The following is a 16460-nucleotide window of genomic DNA, read 5'->3' on the forward strand; positions in this document are numbered from 1 at the left end:
CCTTGCCTGTTCAGAACTTGATGTTTTTCTTTGCGACGATGTCCTTGAACAAGGCCGACTGGCTGTCCACGAACGCCTGCGTCTGCGCCGGCCCCTTGAAGGCCGCCTCGGTGCGCATGGCCTTGGCCTGGGCCAGCACGCCGGGGTCGCGCAGGGCCTCGGCGAAACTCTTCTGCAGCTTGTCGATGACGGCTGCCGGCGTGCCCTTGGGCGCCGCCATCACATAGGAAATGACGTTCTCGGCGGCCTCGGGGTAGCCCGCCTCGACCAGCGTCGGCGTGTCGGGCAGGAATTGCGAGCGGGTGCGCTGCAGCACCACCAGCGCCTGGGTCTTGCCGGCATCCAGCATGGTTCCCGCGGCGTTGATGCCGTCGATCATCAGGTCCACCTGGTTGCCGGCCAGCGCGGTCACCGCCTCCACGCCCTTGTACGGAATGTGGCGGAACTCGACGCCGGTATCGTTCATGAACACCTCGCCCGCCAGATGGGTCGACGAGCCCACGCCATACGTGGCGTAGGTGTAGCGGCCGGGACTCTGCCTGGCCGAGTCCAGGACCGTCTTCAGATCGGACGGCATGGTCTTGTTGGCGGTCAGCACCATGGACGTCTGGCCCAGCGTGGCCACGTAGTCCAGCGACTTCTCGGGCGCATAGGGTGGCGGCGACATCACGTACGGGATCAGGGTGTAGCTGGTGTTGGTGGACACCAGCAGCGTATAGCCGTCGGGCGCGGCGCCGATGACCGCGTTCACGCCGATCACGGTGCTGCCGCCCGGCTTGTTGAGGATGGTGATGGGCTGGCCGAGCACCCGGGAGGCGCGCTCGGACACGATGCGCATGAACTGGTCGGTGCCCCCGCCCGCGGAATAGGGAATGACGATCTTGATGGGCTTGTCGGGGTAGGCGGCCGCGCCTTGGTCCGCCTGCGCGGCGCCCATGCCGGCCAGGCAGGTAACGGACACCGCAAGCGCGCTGACGATTCGGTACATCGTTTGTCTCCTGATGCGCAGACTGAAGGCAGCCCAGTCGCGCAGTGGGTGATGGCAGCCGCTGGCGCGGCTTTTTATTAATCCCGTAAATTGAGATTTGATCCCATACTACGGGACAAATATTTCCCGCGCAAGCGGAATCGGCGTGACGCACGCAAGAAAAACGGCCCGTAAGGGCCGTCTCAAAACGTGGGCTGCAGGCGGGAAAGAACAGATACCGTCGCTTGACGGGTGCCTGTCCCCGCGGGGACAGGCACCCTGGCCGCAGGTGTCGCTCCCCCGGCGGGGACAGGCACGTCTTGCCACGGGCGTCAGCGCCCGTGCGGGGACGGCCCCTCCGTCGTGGGCCGCGCAGGCAGGTCGAGCCCATGCGGCACGATGGCCACGATTTCGCTTTCGCGGGCCGGCTCGCCATGCAGGTGGCGCACCAGGTCCAGGGTGGTCGATCGGCGTGTCAGCATCAGGCAGGTCACTTCGCCGCCGGAAATCCGGGTGGCGTGCCAACAGCCCGGACGCATGCAAATGCCCTGCCCCGGCGGCACCACGAAAGCGGCCAGGCTGGCCAGGTCGGGACTGCCGTCGAACGCGCTGCGCGCGACGATCTGCACGATGGCGCCGGTCAGCGGCACGATGGCCTGCTGGGTCAGCAGGTGCTTTTCCAGGGTGTCGAAACCGGGCTGGCTGACCCGGTAATTGACCCACAGCACTTCCGTCTCCCTGCCGGCGCCAACGCCGGTGTCGAACACATGCTCCTGCCAGAAATCGGTGGCCGGGTTGCTGAACCGCGGCACATCGTCGCCGGCAGGCAGCGGCTTGCCCAGCATCCAGCCATAAGGCGCGAAGGCGGCTTCGGTCAGGACTTGCGGGCGCAGGGCGGGCGTAGTGGTCGGCATACGCCAATATAGCCGCAATGCCGGCCGCCGAGCGGCCGGCCTGGCCTCTGGTCAATACGCCACGCGCAGCCCCAGGTTGGCGCTCCAGCCACGGTCGCTGCCGTCGCCGCTGCCGACCGACTTGCCGTAGCCTACCTGCCCCCACAGGCCTACGCTCTTGCCCAGCTGCGTGTCCACGCCCGCCTTCAGATCCACGGCCGTGTTCTGGCGGCTGGCGCGTACGCCATGCGCGCCCGCGAACGTGACGGTGTCCGCGCCGGTGAAATCGTGCAGCAGCGATACGCCCATGAACGGCCGCAACTGCGCCTTCCCGTATGCGTACTGGCCCGACAGGCGCGTACCTAACCGAGCCGTCAGCGCATCGGGCGTCTTGTACGACACCGTGGACACGCGGTCGGCGCCATTGGCAATGCCCAGTTGCTGATACACCACCTGGGCCTGCGGTTCGATGCGCCAGCGCGGGTTGAGCTGCCACGGATAGCCCGCCTCCACCGAAGCCGTCATCCCCCAGCCGCGGCTGACAGCGCCGACCTGAGCGGACGACTTCGTCTGCTGCCTGTAGCGCGTGCCGGCCAGCACCGTGTCGATGTACCAGCCGCCCGGACCAGTGTGGGTCCAATAGGCGCCCAATTGGGTGGCCCGCAGCGTGGACGTCCCCACGGCCTGGATTTCGCCACGCGCCAGGCCATGCACGTCGCCGCGCACCGTGGCATATCCGCCGAACACCCCGAAGGCGTCGGTATGCCGCGTGCCCGAGCTGCGCGCGTAGAGGTCCGCGCCCAGTTGCGCGCCGGCCAAATGGCCGTCGAAGGACGGCGCGGCCTCGCCGCCGGCGGAACGCTCGAAACGGCGGCCGAAGGTGCGCGCCCATCCACCGCGCGCGGCCGTGGCGCCCGCTTCGGGCGACACCGCACCAGTCTGGCCCGCCCGCTCGCGATAGCTGCCCAGCATTTCCGTGCCTGTCATGCGCATCAGCATCGGCGTGCCGGCATACAGCGCCACCTCGGGCCGGTAGAAGGGCACGACCTTGACGATCCTGCCCGCCTTGTCGCGCTCGACGCGGGACGTACGCAGGTACCAGTCTTGCGCCTGCGCCGCGGCGCCGTCGCCCGCGCCGCGCAGCAACTGGTACTCGTAGGCGCCCGCGACCAGCGGCTGCGCCAGGCGGAAGGCCCCGGGCGCGGTCGTGGCGCCACCCTGGGCCACGACCACCGGAATGCCGCGCAGGGTCAGGCCGCCCACCCCGCCCTGCGGCTTGACCACGACCGGCGTGACACCGCTGGCCGCGCCGCCGTCAAGCACCAGCCGATCGGCCGGCGCGGCGTCGCCGCCAAGCGCCGCCTCCACTTCCAGGCTGCCGCCGGTACCAGCGTAATTGCCGGCTACCGTCAACGCGCCGATCGAGTTGCCCGGCGCGACCACGCCGCGGTTGGCCACATCCCCGACGATGCGGCCCGTGCCGCCCAGCACGCCAGCCTGCTCGACCGTGACCGGGCTGGCGATGCTGCCGTTGACGGCCAGGCGGCCGGCGGCGATGCGGGTCGGCCCCTGGTAGGTATTGGCATTGCCAAGCCGCAGCTCGCCGGCGCCCTCCTTGACCAGGCCACCCGCCCCGCCTATCGCGCCGTCCCAATCCAGCCGGGTGCCGTCGCGGGTGACGAAGGTGCCGCCCGCGGCATCGAGGGTGGCGGCACGCGCCGAGGCAAAGCTGGCGGTGCTCAGCAAAGTGCCGCCGTCCAGCGTCAGGGCGCCGGCCGCCGCGCCCAGGTTGGCGTCGCGCGAGACTTGCAGCGTACCGCCGGTGACTGCCGTGCCGCCGCCATGACGGTTGTCGGCGCTGAGCACCAGCATGCCCGGACCGGCCTTGGTCAGCTTGCCCGCGCCGGCGACCACGCCCCGCCAATCCAGGGTCGTGCCCGCGTCCGGCAGCAATACGCCATTGCGCGCCCCGACGCGCAGCGCGCGATCCAGCGCCAACGATGCCGTGGTGGCCAGCGTGCCGCCGTCCAGCGTCACCGCCGTGCCCGCCGCGCCCAGGTTGGCGTCGCGGGCGATGCGCAGCGTGCCGCCGTGGACCAGGGTGCCGCCGGCATGCTGGTTGTCGTGGTTCAGCGCCAGGGTGCCGGCGCCGGTCTTGGTCAGCGCGCCGGCGCCGCCGATCGCCCCGTTCCAGTCCAGGCGGGTGCCGGCGGCCACCTCCAGCGTGCCGTGGGCCGCGCCCAGGGTCGCCGCGCGGCCGGTCGCGAGATCCGCCGTGGTGGCCAGCGCGCCGCCGTCCAGCGTTACGCCTGTGCCGGCCCGCCCCAGGTTGGCGTCGCGGGCGATCCGCACGGCGCCCGCCTTGACGATGGTGCCGCCGCCGTAGCGATTGGCCGCGGCCAGCGCCAGGGTGCCGTTGCCCTGCTTGACCAGGGCGCCGTCACCGTCGAGCAGGCCATTCCAGTCCAAGGTGACGCCGTCGGCCGTGTCGATGGCGGCCGCACCGCTCAGCGTGGCCGTGCGCGCGGTCGCGAAGCTGGCGGTGGCGGCCAGGCGGCTGCCATTGAGCGCCACGTCGCCCGCGCCCAGGTTGGCATCGCGCGCGACCTGCAGCGTGCCGGCATTGACCTCGGTGCCTCCCGCGTACCGGTTGTCGCCGTCCAGTACCAGGGTGCCCAGGCCCTGCTTGACCAGCCTGCCGGCGCCATCGACCGTGCCGCGCCATTGCAGCGTCGCCCGGTCATCAGTGTCGATCGAGGCGCGCCCGGAGAGGGTCGCATCGCGGCCGGTGGCAAAGCCGGCGGTCGCATGCAGGCGGCTGTTGTTCAGGATCAGCGCGCCGCCGCCCAGGTTGGCGTCGCGCGCGACCCGCAGCGTGCCGGCCTCGACCACGGTGCCGCCGGCATAGGTGTTCGTGCCGCCCAGGGCCAGTATGCCCGCGCCCTCTTTGACCAGCCGGCCCGCGCCGGCAACGTCGCCCTGCAAATCCAGCGTGGCGGAGTCGGCGACGACGATCCGGCCGCCGCCGTTGCCCACGGTGGCGTTGCGCCGGCTCGCGAACCCGGCGGTGGCAGACAGCGTGCCGCCGTCGAGCGTCAGCATGCCATGCGCTTCGCCCAGATTCTCGTCGCGCGAGACGCGCAGCACCCCGCCGGTAACCCGGGTGCCGCCGGCGTGGGTATTGTCGTGCTCCAGCACGAGCGTGCCGTCGCCCGTCTTGGTCAACGTCCCCGCCCCGCCGACCTGGCCCTGCCATTGCAGGGTGTGGCCGCCCGCCACCGAAAGCGCGCCGTGCCCGGCGCCCACGACGATCTCGCGCCCGCTGGAGAACCCGGCAGAAACCGCCAGGGCGCCGCCATCCAGCGTCACCGCGCTCTGCCCCGAGCCCAGGTTGGCGTCGCGCGACACCTGCAGGGTGCCGGCGTGAATGGTGGTGCCGCCGTCATGGTGGTTGTCCTTGACCAGCACCAGCTTGCCCTCGCCCTTTTTGTGCAGGCTGCCGGTTCCGCCGATGGCCCCCTCCCATCCCAGCGTGGTGCCGGCGGCCGTGTCAATGGCGGCGTTGCCGGTCAGGGTGGCCGCCTGCGTGGCCGTGAAGCTGGCGGTCGTGGCCAGCGCCGCGTTCTCCAGCGCCAGCGCGCCGGGCCCCAGGTTGGTGGCGCGCGATACCTGCAGCGTGCCGGCCCTGACCTCGGTGCCGCCGGCATGCTGGTTGTCGCCGGCCAGCACCAGCGTGCCTGCGCCTTCCTTGACCAGCGTGCCGGCGCCAGCCACCGTCCCGCGCCAATCCAGCGTGGCGGCGGCAGCCGCTTGCACCGTGCCACGTCCGGTCAACTCCAGACGGCGCGAGGTCGCGAAGGTACCGGTCGTCGCCAGCCGGCTGTCGTGCAGATGCACGGCGCCCTGGCCCAGATTGGCGTCGGCCGACACCTGCAGCGTGCCAGCCTCGACGCGGGTGTCGCCCTGGTAAGTGTTGGCGCCGCCCAGCACCAGGGTGCCCGCCCCTTGCTTGCGCAGCTCGCCCTTGCCGCCAATGGCGCCGTTCCACGTCAGCGTGGTGCCCTGGGCGGTATCGATCTGGCCGGCGTTGTTGAGCGTGGCCGCGCGTGCGGTCGCAAAGCTGCCGGTGCTGGCCAGCCGCCCGCCGTCGAACGTGACCGCGCCGGCGGCCTGGCCTAGGTTGTTGTCGCGCGATACCTGCACGGTGCCGCCCTGCAAGCGCGTGCCACCGGTGTAGGTGTTGACGCCCTCCAACCTCAAGGTGCCGTCGCCGGCCTTGGTCAGCGCGCCGGCGCCGTTGACGACACCGCGCCACGTCACGTCCTTGCCGGCCGCGACGTCGATGGCCTTGGCCCCGGCGGTCAGCTCCAGCTGGCGATTGCTGGTGAAATCCCCGTTGGCCGCCAACCCGCCGCCGTTGAGCGTGACCGCGCCATTGGCCGCGCCCAGGTTCTGGTCGCGAGAGACTTGCACGACCCCGCCCCAGACCTCGACGCCCTTGGCGTAGGTATTGTTGCCGCTCAGCACGAGCGTGCCGCCGCCTTGCTTGTACAGCTTGCCGTCGCCGTCGACCGTGCCGCGCCATTCGAGCGTGTCGCCCGCGGGCGTTGCCACCTTGGGCGCGCCCTTGAGCGTGACTCGCCGCCCGATGGCATACGAGCCCGCACTCTCGAACACCGTATTGTTTTCCAGCACCAGCGCACCGCCGCCCAGGCTTTCTTCCCTGGCCACGCGCAGCTTGCCTTGCCTGAGCACGGTCTGGCCGGCGTACTCGTTGACGCCAGTGAGCGCCAGAGTCCCGTCCCCCGTTTTGACCAGATCGCCGGCGCCCGATATCGCACCGTTCCAGGTCAGGGTAGCGTCGCGAGCCACGTCCAAGGAACCGCGGACAAGCGTGAGATCGCGGTTGCTCGAAAAACTGCCGCCGGCAAGCAGATCTCCGCCCTGCAGGGTTATTGCGCCCCGTCCCAGGTTGTCTTCGTGTCCTGCCCGAAGCGCGCCGGCCTCGACCACCGTGCCACCCGAGTACGTGTTGGCGCCGGCCAGGGCCAGCGTGCCCTGGCCTGACTTGCGCAACATGCCGCCGCCGCTCAGCTCGCCATTCCAGGTCACGGTATGCGAAGCGTCGACCTCCATGGTGGCCTGGCCGCGCAAGGTGGCCGCGCGCGAGGTCGCGAAGCTGCCGGTGCTCTGCAGCGTGCCGTCGTTCAGCGCCAGCGCCCCTCGGCCAAGATTGGCGTCGCGGGATATCTGCAGCGTACCGGCATTGACGGTCGTGCCGCCATTTTGCTGATTGGTTCCGCGCAGCAGCAAGGTCCCCTGGCCTTCCTTCACCAGGGTGCCGGCACCGCTGATTTCGCCGTTCCAACTGAGTATCTTGGTGGCTGCGACGTCTATGCTTTCGTTTCCAGCGAGCGTCAATGCACGCGTGGCCGTGAAGCTGTCCGTGGCGGCCAGCTGGCTGTTCTTGAGCGCCAACGTGCCGGAACCCAGGCTGGCGTCATGCGCCGCCCGCAGCGTTCCGTTGTTGATCTCCGTACCGCCGCTATACGTATTGGACGCGTGCTCCAGCACCAGCGTGCCGCCCTGGGTCACCAGTTTGCCGGCGCCGCTGACCTGGCCTTGCCAGGTCGTGGTTGTTCCCGGCTCGATGATCAACGTCTGCGCCCCGGAATCGAGCGTCAGGCCGCGATTGACGGCGATGGTTTTCTTGAGGGCGAGGGCGCCGCCCTTGAGCTGTACCGAACTACCTGCGCCACCCAGGTTGTTGGCCGCCGATACGCTGAGGCTGCCCGCCTCCACCACCACCTTGCCGGTATGGGTGTTGTTGCCCGTCAACGTCAGGTCGCCGCCGCCGCGCTTGACGATGCTCCCGGTCCCGCTCAGCACGCCGGCGTAGGCGGCATTGCTGTCCTGCGTGAACTGAACCGTGCCGGCGTTGCTGATGGACTGCATGGCGCTGGCGGCAGTTACATCCGCCGTAGCGCCGGCGGACACCTGCAACACGCCGCCCTGGGTGGCGCCGCTGTTGTCGCCGCGCAAGACCAGCGTGCCGCCCTCCACCTTGACCGTGGACTTGAGGTTGTTGTCGTTGCGGCCGACCTGGCCATTCAGGGTCCAGGTTCCAGCCTCCTGCTTGGTGATCGTGCCGAAGTTGCGGATTGCGCGGCCCAGCGTGCCGTCGCCGGCTTTCAGCGTCAGGCTGTTGTTGCCGCTGCCACCGTTCAAGGATCCGGTGATGGTAGAGCCGCCGTCGAGTATGACGCTGTCGTCGCCAGCCTCGAACTTCACGTTGCCGACGATGCGCCCGTTGGCATGATTGCGTACCGTCACGCCAGCGCCCGTGGCGCTGTTGTTCCGCGTGCTGCCGATGGCGTTGGCGTAGCCGCCATTGAGCACTGTTTCGATAGTCCCGTAGTTATCGATGGTATTGGCCGCATTGGCGGTATTGGCAGTGATCCAGATTGCCGCGGCATTATCGGCCCGGATCGTGCCATGGTTGGTGACGGTATTGCCGGCGCCTGACAATCCCAACGCGCTGGACTGCGAAGCGCTGCCCTTGGCCAGGAGCTGCGCGCCTACTTGGATGGAAATATTGTTATTGCTTGCTGCTTCCAGCGTTTTGGCGTACTGGCCGGACGCAGCAGTATTGACCGTGCTTTGCACTACTGCACCGCCCTCGATTCGTACCTGCCCGCTCGTTCCCACACTGATCGCCGCGCTGGCGTTTGTCTCGATGCGCGCCCCCTGATTCACGGTGACGCGTTCGTTCATCCCGCTCGGTCCACTGCCCACCTTGTTGGTATGAGAGCCGTTGGCGTTGGTGCAAGTGGTAGCACCGTTTGACGTCGTGCAATTGGCCCACGCCGCCGCCCCCTGGAACCCCAGGGCCAGCGCCAGCAAGGTAGGCGCCACCCCATGTCCTGCCGGCCTGCTGCGGCTGCCCTCGAAAGCCTGGGCCTTTAACCGTCTCATGATTTCTCCCGCGAAATGAAATGTATGGGCGCACGCAGGGATCACCCCACGACGCTGGTAAGGTTTATGGATGAAGCAAGAGGGATGAAGCGGCCACGCAGCGAATTGGTCGGTACGGCCGTGGCGATCTGACGCGGTCAGTGGCCGTGCACGTGCGTGGCGACGGAAACCAGACAGGAATTCGTAGTCTTCCCAGCTTGCTTGCCAGTGACTACTGACACCGGCAATCAAGAAATCCTAGGGAGATTCGGCATCGAAAGATGCAGGCGCCATCAGCTTGGTCGAGTAGGAATGATCTCGACCTAGTAGTACATTGCGTTTGAAAAAATCGCCTGCGCCCGGCGCGATGCCGGACAGCGTCTGGATGACGCGATGCGTGGAACGCGCGTTCGCGCGCCTGTCGTGCGGATTTGCCGGAGCGGCAACGCGCCCCGGCCGAGGTGCTGCTACTGCGCCTTCTCCTGGATTTTTTCGCCGCCGCGCTCGATGTCCTTGCCGGCGCCCGACATGGTGTTGCAGCCCGCCAGCGCGACGAGCGTGATGGCGGCAAGCAGGGCCGCCCGGATACGGTTGTTCATGATTGGCTCCTTGTCGTGGAATGGGTCGCGGCTACTTGCCGTCGCGCATCTCGGCGTCCGTCTCGTGCTGGTCCCGAGCATCGCCCGATACGGCGGCAAGGACATGGATGCAGGTCTTCATATTGTCTTCCTCGGTCGGTAAAAAGGCGCACTCGTACCGCTTGCCATGCAAGCGATCGGCCTGTGCGCCCACGCCCCAGCAAGCGGCGTGCCCACGCCCCGGGAAGATCGGAATGCCGGACGGGACGCGCGTGCGTCCCGCGCTTGCCGGCGCCGCCTAGTATTCGATGCGCAGCCCCAGGCTGGCGGCCCAGCCTCGATCGCTGCCGTCGCCGCCGCCGATCGATTTTCCGTAGCCCACCTGCCCCCACAGGCCCACGTCCTTGCGGACCTGCGCCACCAGGCCCGCCGTCAAGTCCACGGCCGTTGCCTGGTACCGCGAGTCGATCCGGTCGATGCCGGAAAACGTCACCGTGTCGGTACCCGCGAAGTCGCGCAGCAGGGAGACTTCCATGAACGGCCGCAGTTGCGTCGTGTTGTACGCGTACTGACCCGACAGGCGCGCGCCCAGGCGCGCCGTCACGCTGTCGGGGGTGCGGTACGACACCGACGACACATCGTCCTCGCCGTTGGACACGGTCAGGCGCTGGTACACCAATTGCGCCTGCGGCTCGATATGCCATTTCTCGCCGATGGGCACCGGGTAGCCCGCCTCCACCGACGCGGTCACGCCCCAGCCCTTGGCCTCGGTGCGCAGGTCGTTGCTCGATTTGGCCTTTTGCTCGTAGCGCGTACCGGCCAGCACCGCGTCCACGTACCAGCCGCTCGGTCCAATGTGCGTCCAGTAGCCACCGATGTAGTAGGCATTGAGGTCCGGCTTGCCGGCATAGGCACCGGTTTCTCCCCGCGCGAAACCGTCCATGTGTCCGCGCGCGTTCGCGTATCCGCCGAAAACCCCGGCCAGATCGGCATGGCCCTGGTCCGAGCGGCGGGCGTAGAGATCAACGCCGGCCTGCAAGCCCGCCACGTGTCCGTCGAAGCGCGGATCCACATCGCCGCTACCCGAGCGCTCGAACGTCCGTCCAAAAGCGCGTGTCCACGCGCCGCGCCGCACGGGGTCGGGATCGTCCCGCGTCATCAGGCCCTGCTCGCCGGTACGTTCGTGATACGTGCCCAACGCCTGCAGGCCGACGGCCCGCATCAGCATCGGTGCGCCGGCGTACAGCGCCACCTCCGGCCGATAGAACGGAATGAATTCCGGCTCGGGCGCGCCGCCGGGTCCACCGCCGGGCACTTCAGCCGGCGGCACCAGCAGACCCGAACGCAGGTACCAGTTCTGTGCATTGGCTGCCGTGCCATCAGGCGTGCCGCGCAGCAGTTTGTACTCATAGGCGCCCGCGGCCACGGGCGATGCCAGGCTGAAGGCGTCCGCCGTCGTCGTCGCGCCATTGCGCGCCACGACCAGCGGGATACCCTGGTCGGTCTGCCCGCCCAGGCCGCCCTGATTGATCACTACCACATCGGTCCTGCCAGTGGCAGCGCCACCATCGATGACCAGCCGATCGGCCGGCGAAGCATCGCCGCCAAGCTGCGCCTCCATTTCCAACCGCCCGCCGGTGCCCGCGTAGTTGCCCACGATGGTCAGGGTTCCGATGGAATTGCCCGGCGCCACCGTGCCGCTATTGGCCACCGCCCCCAGGACCCGGCCCGTGCCGCCCAGCACCCCGCCAGGATCGATGGTCACGGGACTGGCGATACTGCCATTGACGGCCAGCCGGCCTTCCTTGATCAAGGTCGGCCCGGCATAGGTGTTGGCCTGCGAAAGAACCAGATCGCCGGCGCCGGTCTTGGTCAGTCCGCCCGCGCCGTCGATGGCCGCATCCCAGCCCAGCGTCGTCGCGCCCAGCGTGGCGAAGGTGCCGCCGGCCGCACCCAGCGTGAGCGCGCGCGCCGAGGCAAAGCTGCCCGTGCTGGCCAGCGTGGCGCCTTGCAGCCGCACCGCGCCGCCTGCCGCGCCCAGGTTTGCGTCGCGCGCGACCTGCACCGTGCCGGCATTGACCGTCGTGCCGCCGCCATACTGGTTGTCGCCATCCAGCACCAGGGTGCCCAGGCCTTCCTTGACCAGCGCGCCGGCGCCGCCGATGTCGCCCGTCCAGCCCAGCGCCGTGCCGTCAGCCGTATCGAAGGTGCCGTTGCCCGTCAGCGTGGCCGCCCGCGCCGTCGAGAACGTACCCGTGCTCGCCAGGCGCGCATCGTTGAGCGCCACCGCGCCGGCCGCGGCACCCAGGTTGGCGTCGCGCGAAACCTGCACCGTGCCGGCATTGACCGTCGTGCCGCCGCCATACTGGTTGTCGCCATCCAGCACCAGCGTGCCCTGGCCCGTCTTGACCAGCGCGCCGGCGCCGCCGATGTCGCCCGCCCAGCCCAGCGTCGTGCCGTCGGCCGTGTCGAAGGTGCCGTTGCCCGTCAGCGTGGCCGCGCGCGCCGTCGAGAACGTACCCGTACTCGCCAGGCGCGCATCGTTGAGCGCCACCGCGCCGGCCGCGGCGCCCAGGTTCGCGTCGCGCGCAACCTGCACCGCGCCGGCATTGACCGTCGTGCCGCCCGCATACTGGTTGTCGCCACCGAGCACCAGCGTGCCCTGGCCGGTCTTGACCAGCGCGCCGGCGCCGCCTATGTCGCCGCTCCATCCCAGCGTCGTGCCGGTGGCCGTATCGAAGGTGCCGTTGCCCGTCAGCGTGGCCGCGCGCGCCGTCGAGAACGTACCCGTGCTCGCCAGGCGCGCATCATTGAGCGCCACCGTACCGGCCGCGGCACCCAGGTTGGCGTCGCGCGCAACCTGCACCGTGCCGCCATTGACCGTCGTGCCGCCGCCATACTGGTTGTCGTTACCCAGCACCAGCGTGCCCGCGCCTTCCTTGATCAAGGCACCCGTGCCGCCGATCAGGCCCTGCCAGTCCAGGCTCGCGCCGCTGGCCACCGACATCGCCCCGTTGCCAGCGCCGATGGTCACGCCACGAGCACTCGAAAAACTCGCCGATGCCGCCAGTGTGCCGCCATCGAGCGTCACCGCGCCAGCCGCGGCACCCAGGTTCGCATCGCGCGCAACCTGCACCGTACCGGCATTGACCGTCGTGCCGCCGCCATACTGGTTGTCGTTACCCAGCACCAGCGTGCCCGCGCCTTCCTTGATCAAGGCACCCGTGCCGCCGATCAGGCCCTGCCAGTCCAGGCTCGCGCCGCTGGCCACCGACATCGCCCCGTTACCCGCTCCGATGGTCACGCCACGAGCACTCGTAAAACCCGCCGATGCCGCCAGTGTGCCGCCATCGAGCGTCACCGCGCCGGCCGCGGCACCCAGGTTCGCATCGCGCGCAACCTGCACCGTACCGGCATTGACCGTCGTGCCGCCCGCATACTGGTTGTCGCCATCCAGCACCAGGGTACCCAGGCCTTCCTTGACCAGCGCGCCGGCGCCGCCGATGTCGCCCGTCCATCCCAGCGCCGTGCCGTCGGCCGTATCGAAGGTGCCGTTGCCCGTCAGCGTGGCCGCCCGCGCCGTCGAGAACGTACCCGTGCTCGCCAGGCGCGCATCGTTGAGCGCCACCGCGCCGGCCGCGGCACCCAGGTTGGCGTCGCGCGCAACCTGCACCGCGCCAGCATTGACCGTCGTGCCGCCCGCATACTGGTTGTCGCCACCGAGCACCAGCGTGCCCTGGCCGGTCTTGACCAGCGCGCCGGCGCCGCCTATGTCGCCGCTCCATCCCAGCGTCGTGCCGGTGGCCGTATCGAAGGTGCCGTTGCCCGTCAGCGTGGCCGCGCGCGCCGTCGAGAACGTACCCGTGCTCGCCAGGCGCGCATCATTGAGCGCCACCGTACCGGCCGCGGCACCCAGGTTGGCGTCGCGCGCAACCTGCACCGTGCCGCCATTGACCGTCGTGCCGCCGCCATACTGGTTGTCGTTACCCAGCACCAGCGTGCCCGCGCCTTCCTTGATCAAGGCACCCGTGCCGCCGATCAGGCCCTGCCAGTCCAGGCTCGCGCCGCTGGCCACCGACATCGCCCCGTTGCCGGCGCCGATGGTCACGCCACGAGCGCTCGTAAAACCCGCCGATGCCGCCAGTGTGCCGCCATCGAGCGTCACCGCGCCGGCCGCGGCACCCAGGTTCGCATCGCGCGCAACCTGCACCGTGCCGCCATTGACCGTCGTGCCGCCGCCATACTGGTTGTCGTTACCCAGCACCAGCGTGCCCGCGCCTTCCTTGATCAAGGCACCCGTGCCGCCGATCAGGCCCTGCCAGTCCAGGCTCGCGCCGCTGGCCACCGACATCGCCCCGTTGCCGGCGCCGATGGTCACGCCACGAGCGCTCGTAAAACCCGCCGATGCCGCCAGTGTGCCGCCATCGAGCGTCACCGCGCCGGCCGCGGCACCCAGGTTCGCATCGCGCGCAACCTGCACCGTGCCGGCGTTGACCACCGTGCCGCCCGCATACTGGTTGTCGTTACCCAGCACCAGCGTGCCCGCCCCCTCCTTGGCCAGGGCGCCCGTGCCGCCGATCAGGCCCTGCCAGTCCAGGCTCGCGCCGCTGGCCACCGACATCGCCCCGTTACCCGCTCCGATGGTCACGCCGCGAGCGCTCGTAAAACCCGCCGATGCCGCCAGCGTGCCGCCATTGAGCGCCACCGTGCCAGCCGCGACCCCCAGGTTCGCGTCGCGCGCAACCTGCACCGTACCGGCATTGACCGTCGTGCCACCGCCATACTGGTTGTCGCCACCGAGCACCAGCGTGCCCTGGCCGGTCTTGACCAGCGCGCCGGCGCCGCCTATGTCGCCGGTCCATTCCAGCGTCGTGCCGGTAGCCGCGTCGAAGGTGCCGTTGCCCGTCAGCGTGGCCGCGCGCGCCGTCGAGAACGTACCCGTGCTCGCCAGGCGCGCATCGTTGAGCGCCACCGCGCCGGCCGCGGCGCCCAGGTTCGCGTCGCGCGAAACCTGCACCGCGCCGGCATTGACCGTCGTGCCGCCCGCATACTGGTTGTCGCCACCGAGCACCAGCGTGCCCTGGCCGGTCTTGACCAGCGCGCCGGCGCCTCCTATGTCCCCGGTCCATCCCAGCGTCGTGCCGGTAGCCGTGTCGAAGGTGCCGTTGCCCGTCAGCGTGGCCGCGCGCGCCGTCGAAAAAGAGCCCAGACTTGCCAGACTCGCATTATTCAATGTCAACGCGCCGCCCCCCAGGCTCGCGTCCTTGAACACTTGCACCGTGCCGGCATTGACCACCGTGCCTCCGGCGTACAGGCTGTCGCCCCCGAGCAGCAGCGTACCGGCGCCGGTCTTGACCAGCGCGCCGGCGCCGCCTATGTCGCCCATCCATTGCAGGGTTGTCCCGTTCGCGGTGTCGAACGTACCGTTGCCGTTCACGGTAGCCGCGGCTTCCGTATAGATGTCGGCCGTGCTGGCCAGACGGCTGTTGTTGAGCGTCAACGCGCCATTGCCAAGTCCGTAGTCGTTCGAGATCTGCACTGTGCCGGCATTGACGATCGTGCCGCCGTGAGCGTTAAACCCGGAAAGGGCCAGCGTTCCCGCACCTTCTTTGACCAGCGTACCGTTGCCGACCACTCGGCCCGTCCAGTTCAGCGTCGTGCCGCCTGCCACCTCGAACGTACCGCCTCCCGCGGCGATGCTCGCACGGCGGACGCTCGTCATATCCGAGGTCGTGTTCAACGTGCCGCCATCGAACTCCAGCATGGAGTTGGCCCCACCCAGGTTCTCAGCCGCCGAGACGATGACCTTGCCCTCCTTCAGCTGCAGGGTGCCAGTGTAGGTATTGACACCCGTCAATGTCAGCGACCCCGCACCTTCCTTGGCAAAATTTCCGCTACCGCTCAGCACACCCGCATAGGTACCGTCGGTTTGCTGGGAAAAGGCCGCTACGCCGCTGCCGTTGGACTGAATCGCCGCCATGGCGCTGGTCGTATTCACCTGCAGACGCGCCCCCGCCCAGACCGTCATCATGCTGCCCGCCGTGGCCGCGCTGTTGTCGCCGGTGACAATCAGTTCACCGTTGTAGGCATTGACGACCGTGGCCTTCCCCGAGCTATTTGCGCCAAGCGATCCGGCCAGCGTCCATGTCGACCCGTTGACGATTTTGTTGATTTCATTGAAATTGCTTATATCCTGGGTCAACTCGCCCGATCCGCTCGTACCTTCCAGGTACAGCACATCGGTGCCCGCCGCCCCGCCGTCCAGGGATCCTGTCAGCGTCGACCCGGCCTCCAACCTGACGGTGTCGTCACCTTCGCCCAGCACCACGTTGCCCACAATGCGCCCACCGGCATAGTTATAGAGGCTCATGCCCCTATCGGTAGCACCGTTGCCGGTAGCGCTGCCGATCACGACCGCATTGCCGCCGTTGGCCGTCGTCTCGATCACGCCATAGTTGTAGATGGTGTTGCTGACATAGTTGTCTTCAAGTTGGTTCCAGATTGCCGCGCCGCTGGCCGACGATACCGTGCCGTAGTTGGTGACCACGTTGGTGCGACCGGTAAATGCGATGGCGTGCGCCGCCGGATCCGTGCCTTCAGCGGCAACGCGCGCGTCGGCGCCAATCATCAGCGTATTGGTATGCTCGAATTCGATGGTGTTGAGCCCGGCGTTGTAGTTGCCCGGCCCGCCCGTCGTCACGGAATTGCTCACCTGCGCATTGCCGTCCAGCGAAATGGTGTTTCCCGTGCCCACGCTGATGGCATGCGCATTGCCGGATTCGATCCGTGCGCCCGGTCCCACGGTAATGGTCAGATTGCCGCTGCTCGCTCCGCTTCCCACCGTGCCGGTGTAGGGGTTCGGACTGCTCGCGTCACAGGTGACCGCGCTGCCCGCGGTTTGACAGTTGGCCCACGCCGCCGTGCCATGAAAGCCCAGCGCCAGAACCAACACGGTCGGCGCCACACCATGACCACGCACTCCCGAATGACCGGTATAGGAATTGAAAGGTTGGCTACGCTGCGGCATATCTTTACCTCCCAAATTCGAAATCCTTGTTACACCCAGGC

5 protein-coding genes are annotated in these 16460 nt (G+C 68.8%); all 5 read right to left on the reverse strand.

Going from position 1 to position 16460, the window contains the following annotated elements:
* Positions 1–10 precede the first annotated feature (10 nt).
* The gene (locus EL288_RS21870; protein ID WP_003807753.1) at positions 11–988 is read right to left on the reverse strand and encodes a Bug family tripartite tricarboxylate transporter substrate binding protein; all 978 of its coding nucleotides are present in this window, start codon (positions 986–988) and stop codon (positions 11–13) included.
* 311 nt (positions 989–1299) lie between these two features.
* Positions 1300–1881 carry an ureidoglycolate lyase gene (locus EL288_RS21875; protein WP_033446648.1) on the reverse strand — a complete coding sequence of 194 codons (582 nt, stop codon included), beginning with the start codon at positions 1879–1881 and terminating at the stop codon, positions 1300–1302.
* 51 nt (positions 1882–1932) lie between these two features.
* Entirely contained in the window at positions 1933–8835 is a 6903-nt protein-coding gene (batB, locus tag EL288_RS21880; protein WP_126622030.1) for an autotransporter BatB, read from the reverse strand.
* Between the two features lie 446 nt (positions 8836–9281).
* On the reverse strand, positions 9282–9413 hold the full coding sequence (locus EL288_RS21885; protein ID WP_003807750.1) for an entericidin A/B family lipoprotein: 132 nt from the start codon (positions 9411–9413) through the stop codon (positions 9282–9284).
* Positions 9414–9690: 277 nt separating this feature from the next.
* Positions 9691–16419: an autotransporter-associated beta strand repeat-containing protein gene (locus EL288_RS21895; RefSeq protein WP_126622031.1), complete on the reverse strand. Its 6729-nt coding sequence runs from the start codon at positions 16417–16419 to the stop codon at positions 9691–9693.
* Between the last annotated feature and the right edge of the window lie 41 nt (positions 16420–16460).

The sequence above is a fragment of the Bordetella bronchiseptica genome, assembly GCF_900636925.1.
GTDB classification, from domain to species: Bacteria; Pseudomonadota; Gammaproteobacteria; order Burkholderiales; family Burkholderiaceae_B; genus Bordetella; species Bordetella pertussis.

Excerpts from the sequence above, each read along its gene's own strand:
- EL288_RS21885 (WP_003807750.1), bottom strand. The coding sequence starts at position 9,413 with ATGAACAACCGTATCCGGGCGGCCCTGCTTGCCGCCATCACGCTCGTC.
- EL288_RS21895 (WP_126622031.1), bottom strand. The coding sequence starts at position 16,419 with ATGCCGCAGCGTAGCCAACCTTTCAATTCCTATACCGGTCATTCGGGA.
- EL288_RS21870 (WP_003807753.1), bottom strand. The coding sequence starts at position 988 with ATGTACCGAATCGTCAGCGCGCTTGCGGTGTCCGTTACCTGCCTGGCC.
- EL288_RS21875 (WP_033446648.1), bottom strand. The coding sequence starts at position 1,881 with ATGCCGACCACTACGCCCGCCCTGCGCCCGCAAGTCCTGACCGAAGCC.
- batB (WP_126622030.1), bottom strand. The coding sequence starts at position 8,835 with ATGAGACGGTTAAAGGCCCAGGCTTTCGAGGGCAGCCGCAGCAGGCCG.